The following is a 17,645-nucleotide window of genomic DNA, read 5'->3' on the forward strand; positions in this document are numbered from 1 at the left end:
GTTCAGGTCGGTCGTCCGGGAAACGGGACAGTCAGCGGGGTCAGCCCGGCGGTCTTCCGCCACCGGGTGGCCCGTACGGCGTACTCGACCAGGGCGGCCAGCGCCTGGTCCCGGTCGGCGCCGGTGGTGGACGCCAGGGCGGCCCGCCAGTGCGCGGCGGTGCGCTCCTCCACCTCGGCGGCGAGCCGCAGGGCGCTGGCCCGGTCGGTGACGGGGAACGGCAGCGCGTACCCGGCGCGGTCCGGCGGGACGACGCCACCGGCCGTGGTGAGCTGCACCACCAGCGCGTCGCGTCGGCGGCGGTGCGCCGCCTCCGCCTGGCGTGCCGCGTCCCGTGCCGCTCCGCTGAGCCGGACGCCGATCCGTCCGTAGGCGTAGATGGCCGCGTACTCGGCGGACAGCGCGGAGGCGAGCGCCTCCCCGGCGGACGGCTGCCTCACTTCAGTGCCTCCTGGTGGGTGGCCCGGGCGGCGACGATCGACCCGAGCAGTGCGGCCCGTTCCGCGGGCGCCGCGGCGCAGGCCGCGGTGGCGGACTGCTGGGCGGTCTTCTCCAGCGCCCGCAGGGCGGCCCGCGCGCCGTTCGGGTCGGCCGCCGGGGCGGTGGTCGGGGCGGCTGCGGCGGCAGACGGCAGCGTCACGCCGATCACCCGGGCCAGCTCGGTGGCGTGCGTGGTGTGCGTCTCGGCGATCGGGTTGAGCCGGTCGGCCAGCTCGGGATGCGCTGTCGCGCTCGCCCGGTACGCCGCGGCCAGCGCGAGTGACTCGTCCACCATCGGCCGCAGCGGGTCGGGCGGTGGCGCCGGCTCATCGTCACGGTCGAAAAGATCACAGCCGGTCAGCGGCGTCACGGTGCCACCGAGCACCAGCAGCACCCCGGCGCTCAGGAGCTTTCGCCGGGAATGTCCGGATGTTTGGTCGCGCTGTGTCGTTCTGCCGATCCCCACCGGCCAAGTCAACACCATCCACGCCCGTCCGGGGGCCACCGGCGTCGGTGCGCCGCCCGGTCCGCCGCCGGGCAGGCGCGTTACGCTCTGCGCAACCACCGGCGTGTCCACTCCGGTGGCGTGCCGGCATGGCGGGACTTCCGGTCCCCGTCGACCAGGGAGAGGTGCGGAGATGACGCAGCGTGGCCGTGCCACCAGGCCGACGGGTCGACCCCGCGACGCCGCGGGCCCCCGCGGCGGTGACCTCGCCGCGCGGCGGACCCGACTGCGGGCCGTGATCGAACCGGTGGTCAACGACGCCGGCTACGACCTGGAGGACCTGACGGTCTCCCGGGCCGGCCGCCGACACGTGGTGCGGGTGCTGGTGGACACCGACGGCGGGATCGACCTGGACGCCGTCGCGGACGTCTCCCGCGCGGTCTCGGCCGCGCTGGACGCCGCCGAGGAGACCGGTGGCGACATCGTCTCCGGCGAGTACCAGCTGGAAGTCAGCTCGCCCGGCGTGGACCGGCCCCTCACCCTGCCCCGGCACTGGCGGCGCAACGTGGGCCGACTGGTCAAGGTCACCGTCCGGGGCGCGGCCACGCTGCCCGGCCAGCGTGGCGAGCAGCCCGCCGGTGACCGTCAGCTGACCGGCCGGGTGGTCGCCACCGACGACGAGGGCGTGCACCTGGAGACCGACGACGGCCGTGCCGCCTGGGCGTACGCCCAGCTGGGCCCTGGCCGCGTGCAGGTCGAGTTCACCCGGCTCGCCGAGCTCGGTGAGCCGGACGACGAGTTCGACGACGCGGACGATTCCGACGAGATCGACGATTCAGACGACATCGACGACGAAGATGATGTGGAGGACGAGGAGAGGTGAACATCGACCTCGCGGCGCTGCGCGCACTCGAGCGCGAGCGGGAGATCCCGTTCGACACGATTCTCGCGGCGATCGAGACCGCGTTGCTGACCGCCTACCGGCACACCGACGGGGCCGAACCGCACGCCCGGGTGGAGATCGACCGCAAGTCGGGCGCCGCCCTGGTGTACGCGCAGGAGATGGACTCCGACGGCAGCCTGGTACGCGAGTGGGACGACACCCCGCACGACTTCGGCCGGATCGCCGCCATGACCGCCAAGCAGGTGATCCTGCAGCGGTTGCGGGAGGCTACCGACGAGGTGCACTTCGGTGAGTACGTGGGCCGCGAGGGTGACCTGGTCACCGGTGTGGTGCAGGCGCACGAGACGCGTACCGAGAAGGGCATCGTCAGCGTCGACCTGGGCAAGCTGGAGGGCGTGCTGCCGCAGTCCGAGCAGGTGCCCGGTGAGCGGTACGCGCACGGCGAGCGGGTCCGCTGCGTCGTGGTGCACGTGGCCAAGGGCATGCGCGGGCCGCAGATCACCCTGTCCCGGTCGCACCCGGCGCTGGTGAAGAAGCTGTTCGCCCTGGAGGTGCCGGAGATCGCCGACGGCACCGTGGAGATCGGTGCGATCGCCCGTGAGGCGGGCCATCGCACGAAGATCGCCGTCCGCTCCACCACCCCCGGCGTGAACGCCAAGGGCGCCTGTATCGGCCCGATGGGTCAGCGGGTGCGGGCCGTGATGAGTGAGCTGCACGGCGAGAAGATCGACATTATCGACTGGTCGGACGACCCGGCCACCTTCGTCGGCAACGCGCTGTCGCCGGCCAAGGCGTTGCGGGTCGAGGTGGTCGACCTGGCCGGTCGGGCCGCCCGGGTGACAGTTCCCGACTTCCAGCTCTCGCTCGCGATCGGTCGGGAGGGGCAGAATGCCCGACTCGCGGCCCGTTTGACCGGTTGGCGGATCGACATCCGCTCCGATGCGGAGCAGGCCCCGCCCGCCGCGCGTGGGGTAACTGATCACGTGCGGGAGCCGGGCGGCGCGATCTCGGGTAGCTAGGGGTAGACTTCCTCCAGTGGTACGACGCGCGCAGCCGGAGCGCACCTGTGTGGGTTGCCGGCAACGTGCGCCGGCCAGCGAATTGCTGCGGGTCGTCGCGGTCAGGGACGAGGCTGGTCACAGCCTCCGGCCTGATCCGCTCCGCAGGCTGCCGGGTCGGGGAGCGAACATGCACCCGGATCCGGCCTGCTTCGCGCTGGCGGTGCGGCGCCGCGCCTTCGGGCGTGCGCTGCGCAGCACCGAGGTCCTTGACCACGGTGTGCTGGCAGAGCACGTCGATGCGCCAACCACTACGTCCGGTCAGCCCGACCGGGCGAGGGTCGCTAGCAGGGTAGGACGACCGACATGAGCACACGATGAAGTCCCTGAAATGACCAGGCTTCAAGTGCACGAGTGAGGTCGCTGCGGGTGCTGCCCGCACGACCTCGGAGTGAGGAGTGCAGTGGCAGGCAAGGCCCGCGTACACGAGCTTGCAAAAGAGCTCGGGGTCGAGAGTAAGACCGTTCTCGCCAAGTTGAAGGAAATGGGCGAGTTCGTGAAGTCCGCGTCCAGCACCGTCGAGGCGCCCGTCGCCCGGCGGCTGCGTAACGCATTCGTCGCGTCCGCCGGTGCCCCGGCACCGGCCGCCCCGTCGGCGCCCGCGTCGACGCCGGCTTCAGCCCCGACCCCGACGCCAACCCCGACCCCGGGCGCGCCCCGGGTCTCGGCCAAGCCGATGCCGCCTCGGCGGCCGGCCGCGCCGGCACCCGGTCCGAAGCCCAAGGGTCCGGTGCCCGGTGCGCCGCAGTCGGCGACCCCGGTCGCCAAGCCGGCGAGTGCCCACGACATCGAGGTGGCGGCCGCGGAGGCGCGTGCCGCCGCGCTGAAGGCTGAGCAGGAGGCCGCGGTCAAGGCCGCGCAGGCCGCCCGCCAGCAGCAGCGGGAGAACCCGGTTCGCCGGGAGCCCCCGGCAGACGGCGGTAGCGGTAACCGTCCCGGCCCTCGGCCGGGTCCCGCGGCGATGCCGCCCCGTCCCGGTTCGCCGGCAGCTCGTCCGAGCGCGCCGGCTCCCGGTCCGGGTGCCCGGCCGGGCGGTCGTCCGCCGGCGCGCGGTGCCGGTAACAACCCGTTCGGCATCCAGGGTGGCCAGCAGCAGCGGCCCCCGGCCGCCGGTGCGGGTGGCCCTCGGCCGAACACCCCGGCGGGCATGCCGCCGCGGCCGAGCCCGAACTCCATGCCGCCGCGGCCCAGCCCGGCGTCCATGCCGAGCCAGCGTCCGGCTGCCGGTCGTCCCGGTCCCGGTGGGGCTGGTCGTCCCGGTGGCGGCGCAGGCCGTCCCGGTGGCGGTGGCGGTGGCTTCCGTGGCGGTCCCGGCGGTGGCGCCGGTGGCGGTGGCGGTTACCGCGGCGGTCCTGGTGGCGGCGGTGGTGCCGGCGGCGGTGGTTACCGTGGCGGTCCCGGTGGTGGCGGCGGTGCTCCCGGTGGCGGTTTCCGTCCGGGTGCTCCGGCTGGCGGCGGCGGTCGTCCGGGTGCCGGTGGTCGTGGCCGTGGCGGCGGTGCCGCGGGTGCCTTCGGGCGTCCGGGTGGCCGGCCGACGCGCGGTCGCAAGTCCAAGAAGCAGCGCAGACAGGAGTTCGACAACCTGTCGGCTCCGACCATGAGCTCGGGTGCTCCCCGGGGTCAGGGTCAGGTCGTCCGGCTCTCCCGTGGCGCCTCGCTGTCGGACTTCGCCGACAAGATCAACGCCAACCCGGGTTCGCTGGTCCAGGAGATGTTCAACCTGGGCGAGATGGTCACCGCGACCCAGTCCTGTTCTGACGACACCCTGCAGCTGCTGGGTGAGCACCTGGGCTTCGACATCCAGATCGTCAGCCCGGAGGACGAGGACCGCGAGCTGCTCGCGCAGTTCAACATCGACCTCGACGCGGAGGTGGCCGAGGAGCGTCTGGTCAGCCGTGCGCCGGTGGTGACCGTCATGGGTCACGTCGACCACGGTAAGACCAAGCTGCTCGACGCCATCCGCAAGGCGAACGTCGTGGCCGGTGAGGCGGGTGGCATCACCCAGCACATCGGTGCGTACCAGGTGCACGTTCCGCACGACGGTGTGGACCGCGCGGTGACCTTCATCGACACCCCGGGTCACGAGGCATTCACCGCCATGCGTGCCCGTGGTGCCCAGGTGACGGACATCGTGATCCTGGTCGTCGCGGCCGACGACGGCGTGATGCCGCAGACCATTGAGGCGTTGAACCACGCCAAGGCGGCCGACGTGCCGATCGTGGTCGCGGTCAACAAGGTCGACAAGCCGGAGGCCAACCCGGACAAGGTCCGCCAGCAGCTGACCGAGTACGGCCTGGTCGCCGAGGAGTACGGCGGCGAGACCATGTTCGTCAACGTGGCCGCCAAGCCCGGCATCGGCATCGAGGAGCTGCTCGAGGCCGTCCTGCTGACCGCCGACGCGTCGCTGGAGCTGACCGCTCCGATCGACGGGCCGGCGCAGGGTGTGGCCATCGAGGCGCACCTGGACAAGGGCCGCGGTGCGGTGGCGACGGTGCTGGTGCAGAAGGGCACCCTGCGGGCGGGCGACTCGATCGTCGCCGGTGGGGCGCACGGCCGGGTCCGGGCCATGCTCGACGAGAACGGCAACCAGCTCTCCGAGGCTGGGCCGGCGCGTCCGGTCATGGTGCTGGGTCTGACCGCGCCGCCCGGTGCGGGTGACACGTTCCTCGCCGCGGCGGACGACCGTACGGTGCGGCAGATCGCCGAGCAGCGACAGGCACGGCGACGGGCGGCGGCATTCGCCAACTCCCGTGGTCGGGCCACCCTCGAGACGCTCATGGAGCAGCTCAAGGAGGGCGAGAAGACCTCGCTCAACCTCATCCTCAAGGGCGATGTCTCCGGTTCGGTGGAGGCCCTCGAGGACGCGCTGTTCAACCTCGACATCCCCGAGGAGGTCCAGCTCAAGGTCCTCGACCGGGGCGTCGGCGCGATCACCGAGAGCAACGTCATGCTCGCGAGCGCCTCGTCCGAGCCGGTCACGATCATCGGCTTCAACGTGCGGGCCTCGAACAAGGTCCGTGAGATGGCCGACCGCGAGGGCGTGGAGATCCGGTACTACACCGTCATCTACCAGGCCATCGAGGAGATCGAGGCAGCGCTCAAGGGCCTGCTCAAGCCGGAGTACGAGGAGGCCGAGCTGGGCACCGCGGAGATCCGCGATGTCTTCCGCTCGTCCAAGATCGGCAACATCTCCGGTTGCATCGTCCGGTCGGGCGTCATCCGACGCAACGCGAAGGCTCGCCTGCTTCGGGACGGGACGGTCGTGGCGGACAACCTCACGATCACCTCGCTCAAGCGGTTCAAGGACGACGCCACCGAGGTCCGCGAGGGCTTCGAGTGCGGTCTGACCCTGGGTGGTTACAACAACGTCCAGGTCGGCGACGTCATCGAGACCTTCGAGATGCGGGAGAAGGTTCGCGCCTGATCCGGCAGTGACACGCTGATCAAGGGGTTTACGCCGACCGGCGTAAACCCCTTGATCATGCGGGGCGGGTTGGCGGTATCGTCCGGGGCGATGTTCACCGGAACCGCGGTCTTCGACCTGCTGCTGCCGGGCGACTCCAGGTCGCTCAAAGCCAAGAGATCATATGTACGGCCGATCGTGGCGGCGCTGCGCCGCTTCGAGGTGTCGGCCGCTGAGGTGGGCGCGCTGGACCTGCATGGTCGAGCGCAGCTCGCGGTGGCCGTGGTGGCCGCCGAGACGGCGCACGTCCGTGAGGTGCTGGACTCCTGTGAGCGCCTGGTGGCCGCGCGCCCCGAGGTCGAGTTGCTGTCGGTCCGTCGCCGGCTCTACGGCGTGGACGACGACTGACCATGGTGCCGGCTGTGCCGGGCGACCGGCGCGGCCGCGAAGGTAGTGTTCGAGATGTTGGCCGGTCGGCCGGCGGCCTCCGGGCCGCCGGGTCGACCGGGAGCAGGACGCCGTGGAGGTGGCGAGATGTCTGATCCGGCCAAGGTACGCCGGCACGCGGAACGGGTGCGTGAGCTGGTCGCGTCGGTGGTGCGGAGCCAGATCAAGGACCCGCGGCTCGGGATGATCACCATCACCGATGCCCGGATTACCGCTGACCTGCGCGACGCGACGGTCTTCTACACCGTGCTCGGTGACTCGGTGGCCCAGGCGGACACCGCCGCGGCGCTGGAGAGCGCCAAGGGGATGCTGCGCAGCACTGTCGGCAAGGCGCTCGGGCTGCGCCACTCGCCGACCCTCACGTTCGTCCTCGACGACGTGCAGGACCAGGTCAAGCACATCGACGACCTGCTCGCCGCCGCCCGTAACGCCGATGCCGAGGTGCAGCGGCTCGCCGCCCAGGCGAAGTACGCGGGCGAAGCCCAGCCGTACCGGGTGGACGACGACACGGACGAGGCCGACGAGACGGACGAGGCCGATGAGGCCACCGACGTCAAGGATTCCCCGCGGGGTGGGGAAACGCGGTGACCAGCACCGCCGACGCCCCGCTCGCCGGGGCAGCCGGGCTCGGCCCCGCCGAGGCGGACTGGGCCGCGGCCGAGGCGTTGGTGCGGGCTCTCCCGCCGACCGGCCGTACGCTGCTGATCTGCCACGTCAACCCGGACGGCGACGCGCTGGGCAGCATGCTCGGCTTCGGTCTGGGCCTGCGGCAGTTCGGCGTACGCGACGTGCAGGCGACCTTCCCCGGGCCGCCGGAGGTGCCGGAGCCGTTCCGTGGGCTGCCCGGTCTGGATCTGCTGGTCCCGGCGGACGCCGCCGACCCGGCCCCCGATCTGGTGATCTGCTTCGACGCAGCGAGCGTGTCGCGCCTCGGTGACCTGGCCGGGCGGTTGTCGACGGCGGGTGCGGCGCTGGTGCTCGACCACCATGCCTCGAACCCCGGTTTCGGCACGGTCAACCTGGTCGATCCGAGTGCGGCGGCCACGTCGGTCGTGGCCGAACAGTTGCTGGCCCGGCTGGGGGTGGTGGTCGACCCGGCCATCGCCGAGTGCCTCTACACGGCGCTGACCACTGACACCGGCTCGTTCCGGTTCGAGGCGACCACGCCGGCGGTGCATCAGATGGCTGCCCGGTTGCTGGCGACCGGCATCTCGCCCGGTGACATCTCCCGGCGGGTCTTCGACACCCGGCCCTTCGGCGCGGTCCGCCTCTTCGGCGAGGTGCTCGGCCGGGCCCGGCTGGAGCCGGCCGCCGCTGCCGGCCGGGGGCTGGTCTGGACCTTCGCCACGCTGGACGACCTGGCCCGGCACGACCAGCGGCCGTACGTGCTGGAGGCGTTGATCGACTCGGTGCGGTGCACCGCCGAGGCGGATGTGAGCTGCGTGGTGAAGCAGACCCGGCCCGCCGAATGGGCGGTGTCGATGCGCAGCAAGGGCGCGGTGGACGTCAGTCGGGTCGCGGTCGCCCTGGGCGGTGGTGGGCACACGTTCGCGGCCGGGTTCACCGGTCGGGGCAGTGTCGAGCAGGTGGTCGAGTCGATCCGTGCTCAGCTGGACGCGGCGCTGATCGACTGAGGCGCTACTTCGATCATCATCGATCGATTCCGGAAGATCAGGGTCAGCTCCGGGGAGTGTCGGTCTTCCCGCCCTCCGTGTGACCGGGAAGAATTGCGGGATGGAGCAGCCGCACGACCTCACCGTGGAGGCCCCCCGCGCCTGGGACCGGCCCGCCGTCTCCGTTCCCGTTCTCGTCTGCCTGTCGCTCGTCGGTGGCCGGTTCGCGTCCTTCTCCACCGAGGCGAACCTGTTCACCCTCGGCACGGGTGGGGTGCTGATCTGGCTCGGTCTGAGCAACCGGGTGCCGCGCCGGCCCGCGCCGCGCCAACTGGGCGCCGGGGCGGTCTGGTGGGCGGTGCCGGTGGTGGTCTTCGGGGTCTTCGAGGGCGTGACCTTCGTGCTGGCTGCCGGCGATGACTTTCCCACCTTCTCCCGGCTGGCCGACCCTCTTCTGGAAGATCATCTGACCCGATCGGCAGCCTGGTTCGCCTGGTTGGCCGCCTTCTGGGGGCTGGTGCGGCGATGATGCGGGCGATCGCGATCGGCGGCTTCCTCACCGCGCTGGTCCTCTTCGCGGTGGTGGAGTGGCTGGCCCGCCGGGAGGGGTCCCGCATCCCCACGCTGGGCGAGGTCTGCGCGTACGTGATGCGGTACGAGGTCGGCTCGGTGCCGGTGGGCCGGATCGGTCTGTTCGGGTTCTGGTGGTGGCTGGGCTGGCACTTTCTGGCCCGCTGAGCTGGGTTGTCGCGTGTCCAGATGGCGGGAACCGTAAGCAGTATGTGGACCTGAACGATAACTTGGGAGAGGGCCGGCGCCGCCTGGCGGTGCAGGTCACGGGCGGTGGTGCCACACCCTGTGCCGCCTCCCTCCAGGGTCGACCGACCCGGGCTCACGTTGCCCAGCCGGCTGCTCCGGTAACCCCGGACCGCCGTGGGGCGCTCAGCACGATCGCCCGTGAGGGCCGCCGCGTGCCGGCGGCTCCCGCCCTGGAAGAGGAGCGCCACCATGCCGAACAAGCCCAAGCCCGAGACCACCACCGACGACGCCCGTGAGCAGGCCCGCCGCGCGCTGCAGACGTCGATGGACACCCGTCAGTGAGCCGACCCGTCCGACGGTGATCCCTCTGGCCGGCGTGGTCGGAGGAGCCGGACGTCTCCTGGTTCACCTTTGGAGCTGAATCGTCTGCGACATCACGACCGCGACCCGTTCGGGTCTTCCCAGCCGGCGTGATTCGCCTACGACATCAGCTCCAAAGCCTCTGACCAGAGAATCGTGCACCCCCGACTGCTTGTCGGCAGGTGCCGCGCCGGGGGCCGCGACGAACCTGATCGCCACCCGCCGGCGGAGTGCACCGGTGAGGTAAGTACTCGGCAGGATTGCGATCCTTACCAGGCTCGTGCCAGGATCGGCGGCGATGAGCCAGACCGCCGCCACCGCCCACCGACCGGCCTCGCCGCGCCGGATCGCCGCTCTCGCCCTGCCGGCCCTCGTGGTGCTCGCCGCCGAGCCGCTCTACGTGCTGGTCGACACGGCAGTGGTCGGCCACCTCGGCCGGGTGCCGCTCGCCGCGCTCGCCGTCGGTGGCACGGTCATGACGCTGACCGCCTGGGTCGGCACCGTGGTCGCGTACGGCACCACCGGGCGCGCGGCCCGCCGGTTCGGCGCGGGTGACCGGGCCGCCGCCGTCTCCGAAGGCGTCCAGTCGTCCTGGCTGGCGTTCGGTGTCGGTCTGCTGATCGCGGTCGGCATGCAGTTCGGCGGTGGCGCGCTCGCGCGTACCCTCGTCGGTGGTGGTGGCGAGGTGGCCGACGCCGCCGCGCAGTGGCTGCGGATCGCGGCCCTCGGCGCCCCCGGCCTGCTGCTCGCCGCCGCCGGCAACGGCTGGCTGCGCGGCGTGCAGGACACCCGCCGCCCGTTGGTCTTCGTGCTCGGCCCCAACCTGCTCTCCGCGCTGCTCTGCCCGCTGCTGGTCTACCCCGGCGGGCTGGGCCTGGTCGGCTCGGCGGTGGCCAACGTCGTCGCGCAGACGCTCTGCGGGGTGCTCTTCGCCGCCGCTCTGGTCGCTGAGCGGGTGTCGCTGCGACCCCGGCCCCGCGTGATCCGCCAGCAGTTGGTGCTCAGCCGGGACCTGCTGATCCGTGGGCTGGCGTTCCAGGCCAGCTTTTTGTCCGCGACCGCCGTCGCCGCCCGGTTCGGCGCCGCCGCCGTCGGCGCCCACCAGATCGCCCTGCAACTCTGGTTCTTCACCGCGCTGGTGCTCGACGCCCTCGCCATCGCCGCGCAGTCCCTGGTCGGCGCCGCGCTCGGCGCCGGCGACGACGCGGGGGCACGGGCGCTCGCCCGCCGGATCGGGCTGCTCGGCGGTATCTGCGGCGTGGGCTTCGCGCTGCTCATCGCCGCCGGCGCCGGCATCGTGCCGTCGTGGTTCAGCTCCGATCCGGGGGTACGCGAGCAGGCCGCCGTCGCCTGGCCGTGGTTCGTCGTCATGCTGCCGTTGGCCGGGGTGGTGTTCGCCCTCGACGGCGTGCTGATCGGCGCGGGCGACGTGCGTTACCTGCGCAACCTCACCATCGTGGCGGCGCTCGGCGGCTTCCTGCCGGCCATCTGGCTGGCGTACGCGTTCGATCTCGGGCTGGGCGGCATCTGGGCCGGGCTCACGGTGTTCGTGGTGATCCGGCTGGTCGCCCTGCTGCTGCGACTGCGCAACGGCGCCTGGGCGGTGACCGGCGCGGTCCGCTGAGCACCCCCGCCGGTCGTCCGGGTCACGCGGGGGCCCGCCCACGCACTCTCCGACAGCGGTCATCTGGCAGGCTTGGCCGACGTGAGCACCGATGGTCTGATCGTGGTCGACAAGCCCGGCGGCATGACGTCGCACGACGTGGTGGCGCGGATTCGCCGACTGGCGAAGACCCGACGGGTCGGGCACGGCGGCACCCTCGACCCGATGGCCACCGGGGTGCTGGTGATCGGTGTCGGCCGGGCCACCCGGTTGCTGACGTACGTGATCGGTGCGGGCAAGAGCTACACCGGCACCATCCGGCTCGGCCAGACCACCGTCACCGACGACGCCGAGGGCGACGTGACCGCCACCGTGCCGGCCGGCCAGGTCACCGACGACGCGATCCGCTCGGCGCTGGCCGGGCTCAGCGGCGAGGTGGACCAGGTGCCGAGCGCGGTCAGCGCCATCAAGATCGACGGGCAGCGGGCGTACAAGCGGGTCCGCGACGGGGAGAGCGTCGACCTGCCGGCGCGGCGGGTCACCATCTCCCGGCTGGCGGTGCTGGCGATCCGCCGTACCGAGCCGGACGTGGTGGACGTGGACGTGGACGTGACCTGCTCCTCCGGCACGTACATCCGGGCCATCGCCCGGGACGCGGGCCTGGCGCTCGGCGTCGGTGGGCACCTCACGGCGTTGCGGCGCACCGCGGTGGGTGGTTTCACCCTCGCCGAGGCGGCCACCCTCGACGAGTTGGAGCAGCGCGCCCCGGACGTGGTGAACCTGCCCCTGGACGCGGCGGCCGACCGGTTCTTCGCGCGCCGGGAGGCCACGCCCGACGAGGCCCGGGTGCTCGCCCACGGCGGACCACTGGACCCGGCCGGCCTCACCGGGCCGTACGCGGTGTTCGGGCCGGCCGGCGGCCTGATCGCTATCGTCAGCGAGCGGGACGGCCGCGCTCGGGCGGAGATCGTGCTCGCCCCGGCCTGACCGCGGGCGCAGGGTCCGCCGGCCGGCAGCCGGCGGTGTCGACCCGCCGGCCGGCGGGACAGCAGAGAGGAACGGCATGCAGCGGTGGCGGGGCTACGACGCGGCGCCCGGCGGGTGGGGACGCTCGGTGGTCACCATCGGCGTCTTCGACGGCGTGCACAAGGGGCACCAGGCGACCATCGGGCACACCGTGGCCCGGGCCCGCGAGCTGGGCGTGCAATCGGTGGTGGTCACCTTCGACCCGCACCCGGCCGAGGTGGTCCGCCCCGGTTCGCACCCGGCGGTGCTCACCGAGCCGGCCCGCAAGGCCGAGCTGATCGAGGCGCTCGGCGTGGACGTGCTCTGCGTGGTGCCGTTCACCCCGGAGTTCTCCCGGGTGCCGGCCGAACAGTTCGTGCACGACGTCCTGGTCGAGCACCTGCACGCGGCGCTGGTGGTGGTCGGCAGCAACTTCCGCTTCGGGCACCGGGCGGCCGGCGACGTCGCGTTGCTGGAGCAGTTGGGTCGGACGTTCGGCTTCGGCGTGGAGGGCGGCCCGCTGGTCGCCGAGGACGGCACCGTCTTCTCCTCCACGTACATCCGGTCCTGCGTCGACGCGGGCGACGTGGGCGCGGCGGCCGCCGCGCTGGGCCGCCCACACCGGCTGGAGGGGGTCGTGGTCCGCGGCGACCAGCGGGGCCGGGAGCTGGGCTTCCCCACCGCCAACCTGCTCTGCCACCGGTACGCGGCGGTGCCCGCCGACGGGGTGTACGCGGCCCGGCTGATCCGGCGTGGCCAGGGTGAACCGCTGCTCGCGGCGGTCTCGGTGGGCACCAACCCGACGTTCTCCGGCCGGGAGCGGCGGGTGGAGGCGTACGCGCTGGACTTTTCCGGCGACCTGTACGGCGAGCGGCTGGCCCTGGACTTCGTGGCGCACCTGCGTGGTCAGGTCCGGTACGACTCGATCGAGCCGTTGATCGCCCAGATGAACCAGGACGTCGAGCGCACCAGGCGGGCGCTGGCCTGATCGTCGTGGCGTGACGGGCCGCCACCGAGGCCCTTCGCCGGGTGTTACCGGCGAGTGCTGGTAGTCTTGCCGGGACGTCGGGTGACCGGCGTGGGGCCTCGCGTGCCTGCTCGACGCCGCGGGTGCGAGGTACCGGTCCGTTCCCGGTCCATCGGGACGACGGACACCCACTTGATCAACCCATCGAAACAGGGAGAACATGGCGCTCGATCAGGAAGCCAAGGCCAGCATCCGCGCGGAGTACGCGACCGCCGAGGGCGACACCGGTTCGCCGGAGGTTCAGGTCGCGGTCCTCACCAAGCGGATCGCGGAGCTGACCGAGCACCTGAAGGTGCACAAGCACGACCACCACAGCCGCCGTGGGCTGCTGCTGCTGGTCGGCCGGCGCCGTCGGTTGCTCAACTACGTCCAGAAGAAGGACATTGCCCGCTACCGGTCGCTCATCGAGCGGCTCGGTCTGCGCCGGTGACGTGACGGGGGAGTGGCCGGACGGCCGCTCCCCCGTGCCGCGTCCCACCTGGAGAAACACGGGCCGCGCGACCACCCGAGAGGGAGCCGGTCAGCGTACCGGTCTCCGGTAGTGGCCCCCGGGAACCCGGCATCATGCCGACCACCCGGGCGCTTCGATCGAAGACCGGCCGGCTGAGCAGCTCCCCGATGTCGTGGGCCCACGACGCGAAGGAGCACGACAGCACATGACCGAGACCAAACTCGGCACCGAATCCCGCACCGCCGTGATCGACAACGGGTCCTTCGGCACCCGTGAGATCACCTTCTCCACCGGTCGGCTGGCTCGCCAGGCCGCCGGTTCCGTCATCGCCCAGCTGGGCGAGACGGTGGTTCTCTCCGCCACGACCGCCGGTAAGCACCCGAAGGAGCAGTTCGACTTCTTCCCGCTGACCGTCGACGTCGAGGAGCGGATGTACGCCGCGGGCCGCATCCCCGGCTCGTTCTTCCGCCGTGAGGGTCGGCCCAGCGAGGACGCCATCCTCACCTGCCGGCTGATCGACCGGCCGCTGCGCCCGTCCTTCGTCAAGGGCCTGCGCAACGAGGTCCAGGTCGTCGAGACCGTCCTCGCACTCGACCCGCAGCACCCGTACGACGTCGTGGCGATCAACGCCGCCTCGATGTCGACCAAGCTCTCCGGCCTGCCGTTCTCCGGCCCGATCGGGGCGACCCGCGTCGCCCACATCGACGGCCAGTGGGTCGCCTTCCCGACCCTGGAGGAGCTGGCCCGCGCCACCTTCGACATGGTCGTGGCCGGCCGCACGCTCGACGACGGCGACGTCGCGATCATGATGGTCGAGGCCGAGGCCACCCCGAACGCCGTCGCTCTCATCTCGGCCGGTGCCACCGCCCCGACCGAGGAGATCGTCGCCAGCGGTCTGGAGGCCGCCAAGCCGGCGATCCGTGAGCTGTGCCGCGCGCAGAGCGAGCTGGCCGAGGTCGCCGCCAAGCCGGTCACCGAGTTCCCGGTCTTCCTGGACTACCAGGACGACGCGTACGACGCCGTGGCCGAGCTGGCCCGCGCCGACGTGGCCGAGGCGATCACCATCGCCGGCAAGGCCGACCGTGAGGAGGCCCTGGACCGGGTCAAGGCCCGCGTCGCCGAGGAGCTGGGCGCTCGGTTCGAGGGTCGGGAGAAGGAGCTGTCCGCAGCCTTCCGCTCGCTGACCAAGTCCGAGGTGCGCAACCGCGTGCTGCGCGAGCAGGTCCGCATGGACGGCCGTGGCCCGCGCGACATCCGGGCGCTGACCGCCGAGGTCGGGGTGCTGCCCCGGGTGCACGGTTCGGCGCTGTTCGAGCGGGGCGAGACCCAGATCCTGGGTGTCACCACGCTGAACATGCTCCGGATGGAGCAGATGGTGGACACGCTCTCCCCGGAGAACCGCAAGCGCTACATGCACAACTACAACTTCCCGCCGTACTCGACCGGTGAGACCGGCCGGGTCGGCTCGCCGAAGCGTCGGGAGATCGGCCACGGCGCCCTCGCCGAGCGGGCGCTGATCCCGGTGCTGCCGTCGCGCGAGGAGTTCCCGTACGCCATCCGGCAGGTCTCCGAGGCGCTCGGCTCCAACGGCTCCACCTCGATGGGTTCGGTCTGCGCGTCGACGCTGGGCCTGCTCTCCGCCGGTGTCCCGCTGAAGGCGCCGGTCGCCGGCATCGCGATGGGCCTCATCTCCGACGAGGTGGACGGCAAGACCCAGTACGTGACGCTGACCGACATCCTCGGTGCCGAGGACGCGTTCGGTGACATGGACTTCAAGGTCGCCGGCACCCCGGAGTTCGTCACCGCGCTGCAGCTCGACACCAAGCTCAACGGCATCCCGTCGGACGTGCTCGCCGCCGCGCTCCAGCAGGCGAACGAGGCCCGGCAGGTCATCCTCGGGGTCATGAAGGCGGCGATCGAGGCTCCGGCCGAGATGTCCGACTACGCGCCGCGGGTCACCACCGTCAAGATCCCGGTCGACAAGATCGGCATGGTGATCGGCCCGAAGGGCCAGACCATCAACGCGATCCAGGACGAGACCGGCGCCGAGATCTCCATCGAGGATGACGGCACGATCTACGTCGGCGCCACCAACGGCCCGTCGGCCCAGGCGGCCGTCGACCGGATCAACGGCATCGCCAACCCGACGCTGCCGAAGCAGGGCGAGCGGTTCCTCGGCACGGTGGTCAAGACCGCCGCGTTCGGCGCGTTCATCTCGCTCCTGCCGGGCCGGGACGGTCTGTTGCACATCTCCAAGGTGGGCGACGGCAAGCGGGTCGAGCGGGTTGAGGACTTCCTCAACGTCGGTGACCGGGTCGAGGTCGAGATCGCGGACATCGACGCCCGCGGCAAGATCTACCTGGACAAGGTCCGCCCGGAGGGCGCCGAGGCTCCGGCCGCCGGTGAGGCCGCCGCTGGCGACCGGCCGGCTGGTCGAGACCGGGGCGACCGGGCTCCGCGTGACCGCGGTGACCGTGAGCGCGGCGGCGACCGTGGCGGGCGTGGCCCGGAGCGCGGCGGCGAGGGCGGTAGCGGCGGCGAGGGTGGCGAGGGCGGCGAGCGTCCGCGCCGCCGGACCCGGCACAGCTGATCGTCGTACCTCGCATCACCCACCCCTCGTCGAACCGGGAGCACCACGTGAGTCGGGCCTTCAGCGCGCCGTTTCCACCGGATCGACGGGGGGTGGCTGCGTCTCGGGCCACCGGGGCGGGCCGTTCCGGCGGCACCGCGCGCGCGGTGACCCGGACGCTCAGCGACGACCCGCTGGGCGGCACGGTACGACGTACCGTGCTGCCCAGCGGCCTGCGCGTCCTCACCGAGGCGATTCCGGCGATGCGCAGCGTCTCGTTCGGCATCTGGGTGGCGGTCGGCTCACGCGACGAGACCGGCCCGCAGGCGGGTGCCGCGCACTTCCTGGAGCACCTGCTCTTCAAGGGCACCCACAAGCGCACCGCACTGGAGATCTCCTCGCAGATCGAAGCGGTGGGTGGTGAGACCAACGCCTTCACCACGAAGGAATACACCTGCTACTACGCGCGGGTGCTGGACGAGGACCTGCCGCTGGCGATCGACGTGATGTGCGACCTGGTCGCCGACTCGTTGTTGGAGCCGGCCGACGTCGAGACCGAGCGCGGCGTGATCCTGGAAGAGATCGCCATGCACGACGACGAGCCGGGTGACGAGGTGCACGACCTCTTCGTCCAGGCCGTCTACGGCGATCACCCGCTGGGCCGGCTCATCTCCGGCACCGCGGAGACCGTCACCCCGATGACCCGCCGGCAGATCCAGAACTTCTACCAGGGGCGCTACACCGCGCCGCAGATCGTCATCGCCGCCGCCGGCAACCTCGACCACGCCGCAGTGGTCAAGCTGGTCCGTCAGGCGGTGCGCGGCACCCCGCTGGACAGCGAACCGGCCAGCCCGGCACCGCACCGCGCGGCGACCCCGGCGGTACGCACCAGGCCGGTGACCACGGTGGTGGAGCCGAAGGAGACCGAGCAGGCGCACGTCATCCTCGGCTGCCCCGGCATCGACCGGCTCGACGATCGGCGGTTCGCCCTCGGGGTGCTCAACAACGTGCTCGGTGGTGGCATGTCCAGCCGCCTGTTCCAGGAGATCCGCGAGCAGCGCGGCCTGGCCTACTCGGTCTACTCCTACGCCAGCCAGTACGCAGACACGGGCCTGTTCGCCGTCTATGCCGGCTGCGCGCCGGGCAAGGTGGACGAGGTGCTGGCCCTGACCCGTGCCGAGCTGGCCCGGGTTGCCGCCGACGGGTTGACCGAGGCCGAGGTGGCCCGGGGCAAGGGTATGAGCAAGGGCTCGTTCGTGCTCGGCCTGGAGGACACCGGTTCCCGGATGAGCCGGCTGGCGAAGGGTGAGCTGCTCTACGGCGACCTGATGCCCGTCGACGAGTTGCTCCGCCGGGTCGACGAGGTCAGCGTGGCGGACGTCAACGTCCTCGCCGCCGAGTTGCTCAGCCGCCCGATGTCGCTGGCAGTGGTGGGCCCGTTCGGCGCTGGCGACTTCGCGGTCTGAGGGCTGTCGCGGCACGATCCATGGCTCGTCCCGGTCGGTGGAGCCGCCCGGATCC

Annotated in this window: 17 protein-coding genes; 15 read left to right on the forward strand and 2 right to left on the reverse strand. The window is 72.1% G+C overall.

All coding sequences use genetic code 11. The features are described from left to right. Positions 1-2: 2 nt before the first annotated feature. Positions 3-440 (reverse strand): ferritin-like domain-containing protein, encoded by a 438-nt coding sequence (locus tag QSK15_RS08060; RefSeq protein ID WP_030337610.1) that lies wholly within the window; start codon positions 438-440, stop codon positions 3-5. Continuing rightward, positions 437-964 carry a hypothetical protein gene (locus QSK15_RS08065; protein WP_285793580.1) on the reverse strand — a complete coding sequence of 176 codons (528 nt, stop codon included), beginning with the start codon at positions 962-964 and terminating at the stop codon, positions 437-439. Before QSK15_RS08065 ends, QSK15_RS08060 begins: the two co-directional genes overlap by 4 nt. 154 nt (positions 965-1,118) lie before the next feature. Here QSK15_RS08065 and rimP point away from each other — a divergent pair, with 154 nt between their 5' ends. The 15 genes from rimP to QSK15_RS08140 all read left to right on the forward strand — a co-directional run bounded on the left by rimP (position 1,119) and on the right by QSK15_RS08140 (position 17,590). Continuing rightward, positions 1,119-1,808, forward strand: coding sequence for a ribosome maturation factor RimP (gene rimP / locus QSK15_RS08070; RefSeq protein WP_285793581.1), 690 nt, complete (start codon positions 1,119-1,121; stop codon positions 1,806-1,808). Continuing rightward, a complete protein-coding gene (gene nusA / locus QSK15_RS08075; RefSeq protein ID WP_279516976.1) occupies positions 1,805-2,848 on the forward strand; it encodes a transcription termination factor NusA in 1,044 nt (347 codons plus the stop codon). Before rimP ends, nusA begins: the two co-directional genes overlap by 4 nt. Positions 2,849-2,864: 16 nt before the next feature. Further along, a complete protein-coding gene (locus tag QSK15_RS08080; protein ID WP_285793582.1) occupies positions 2,865-3,197 on the forward strand; it encodes a YlxR family protein in 333 nt (110 codons plus the stop codon). A 93-nt stretch (positions 3,198-3,290) separates the two neighbouring features. Next, positions 3,291-6,311, forward strand: a complete 3,021-nt coding sequence (infB, locus tag QSK15_RS08085; RefSeq protein ID WP_285793583.1) for a translation initiation factor IF-2 — start codon at positions 3,291-3,293, stop codon at positions 6,309-6,311. Positions 6,312-6,401: 90 nt separating this feature from the next. Then, positions 6,402-6,698: a DUF503 domain-containing protein gene (locus tag QSK15_RS08090; protein ID WP_124771432.1), complete on the forward strand. Its 297-nt coding sequence runs from the start codon at positions 6,402-6,404 to the stop codon at positions 6,696-6,698. A 126-nt stretch (positions 6,699-6,824) separates the two neighbouring features. After that, complete coding sequence (rbfA, locus tag QSK15_RS08095) at positions 6,825-7,325, forward strand: 30S ribosome-binding factor RbfA (protein ID WP_279516978.1); 501 nt, start codon at positions 6,825-6,827, stop codon at positions 7,323-7,325. Continuing rightward, positions 7,322-8,371 (forward strand): DHH family phosphoesterase, encoded by a 1,050-nt coding sequence (locus tag QSK15_RS08100; protein WP_285793584.1) that lies wholly within the window; start codon positions 7,322-7,324, stop codon positions 8,369-8,371. Before rbfA ends, QSK15_RS08100 begins: the two co-directional genes overlap by 4 nt. Before the next feature lie 100 nt (positions 8,372-8,471). Continuing rightward, positions 8,472-8,879, forward strand: coding sequence for a hypothetical protein (locus tag QSK15_RS08105; RefSeq protein WP_279516980.1), 408 nt, complete (start codon positions 8,472-8,474; stop codon positions 8,877-8,879). Then, positions 8,879-9,088 (forward strand): DUF6186 family protein, encoded by a 210-nt coding sequence (locus QSK15_RS08110; protein ID WP_285794355.1) that lies wholly within the window; start codon positions 8,879-8,881, stop codon positions 9,086-9,088. The genes QSK15_RS08105 and QSK15_RS08110 overlap by 1 nt, the downstream gene beginning before the upstream one ends. A gap of 679 nt (positions 9,089-9,767) precedes the next feature. Next, on the forward strand, positions 9,768-11,093 hold the full coding sequence (locus tag QSK15_RS08115) for an MATE family efflux transporter (protein WP_285793585.1): 1,326 nt from the start codon (positions 9,768-9,770) through the stop codon (positions 11,091-11,093). A 63-nt stretch (positions 11,094-11,156) separates the two neighbouring features. Next, positions 11,157-12,059, forward strand: coding sequence for a tRNA pseudouridine(55) synthase TruB (truB, locus tag QSK15_RS08120; RefSeq protein ID WP_377622073.1), 903 nt, complete (start codon positions 11,157-11,159; stop codon positions 12,057-12,059). A gap of 76 nt (positions 12,060-12,135) precedes the next feature. After that, positions 12,136-13,065, forward strand: a complete 930-nt coding sequence (locus tag QSK15_RS08125) for a bifunctional riboflavin kinase/FAD synthetase (protein WP_285793587.1) — start codon at positions 12,136-12,138, stop codon at positions 13,063-13,065. Positions 13,066-13,264: 199 nt separating this feature from the next. Then, on the forward strand, positions 13,265-13,534 hold the full coding sequence (gene rpsO, locus QSK15_RS08130) for a 30S ribosomal protein S15 (RefSeq protein WP_030337594.1): 270 nt from the start codon (positions 13,265-13,267) through the stop codon (positions 13,532-13,534). 226 nt (positions 13,535-13,760) lie between these two features. After that, a complete protein-coding gene (locus tag QSK15_RS08135) occupies positions 13,761-16,145 on the forward strand; it encodes a polyribonucleotide nucleotidyltransferase (RefSeq protein ID WP_285793588.1) in 2,385 nt (794 codons plus the stop codon). A 47-nt stretch (positions 16,146-16,192) separates the two neighbouring features. Next, the gene (locus QSK15_RS08140) at positions 16,193-17,590 is read left to right on the forward strand and encodes a M16 family metallopeptidase (protein WP_285793589.1); all 1,398 of its coding nucleotides are present in this window, start codon (positions 16,193-16,195) and stop codon (positions 17,588-17,590) included. The last annotated feature ends 55 nt before the right edge of the window (positions 17,591-17,645 follow it).

The sequence above is a fragment of the Micromonospora sp. NBRC 107095 genome, assembly GCF_030269705.1.
Classification (GTDB): Bacteria; Actinomycetota; Actinomycetes; order Mycobacteriales; family Micromonosporaceae; genus Micromonospora; species Micromonospora parva.